We start from the raw sequence: 911 nt of genomic DNA on the forward strand, positions 1-911 counted from the left end.
AAAAATATTTATTATGGATAAAGCTTTACTAATTGATGTTATTAACAAAGCTCAGGCAAGTAATCTCAAAATGTATTTTATTACGCGTATCTTAAAAGAGGGGGTTAAAGCTAGTGCAAGAGTTCTTGAAAAATTTGATTTTAAAGTATATGAAATAGAAATTACTAATGAAGTGCGAACTTACCTATATAGTTTATCAAATAAACAATTCACAAAAATTGAAGAAAATGAAGATTTACATTTCTTTGATTATGATGTTATTGCAGACGAAACAGAGCATCTGTTTACTTATCAAATGGAGAATAAGGTTGGTTCATTTTCAGATGTTGTTTATAACCAATTAAATAATAGCCCTCAAAAGATAACAGATTTGAATGATATTTTACAAGAGGAAACATTATGGGCTTATTGTGTAGAGTTTGAAATTGATAGTCAGAGTTCTTTTTATACATTTAGAAAAATATCACCAGGAAAAATAGGTGTAGATAAAGCTAATGATAATAGTAAAAAGTCTACTTTTCAGCAATTGCGAACTTACTTTGATACAAATACAAATACACTTTCTTTATTGAAAAGTGATACTGTTTATTTAGATAAACAAATTGATTGTATTTTTTATGGAGATACTTTTTATGTTTTAAAGAAGTTTTTTTTTGAACAACTTGTGGGGCTACAAGAAGAATATAAAAAAAGAGCTCAAGATATTGCGTTAGCCATGTCCACACATGAGTGTTTTGGAGATGTTACTAAATTGAATGAAACAATAGAGAATAAATCAGATATTCATAAAAAGTTAATGAAGCTTGAGAAGCTTGGTAATTTGAATACTTTGACAAGTAAAAAATTAAAACAACTTGAAAAGTTAGGAATTAAAAAAAAGGCTCCTATTAATATAAATGATGGGAAAATAC

At 26.9% G+C, this 911-nt stretch carries 1 protein-coding gene; it reads left to right on the forward strand.

Annotated elements, in window-relative coordinates:
- Positions 1-13: 13 nt before the first annotated feature.
- The coding region (locus GOQ24_RS10815; RefSeq protein WP_160339665.1) for a Kiwa anti-phage protein KwaB-like domain-containing protein at positions 14-911 on the forward strand (898 nt) is incomplete at its 3' end.

This window comes from Myroides sp. LoEW2-1 (genome assembly GCF_009767705.1).
Classification (GTDB): domain Bacteria; phylum Bacteroidota; class Bacteroidia; order Flavobacteriales; family Flavobacteriaceae; genus Flavobacterium; species Flavobacterium album_A.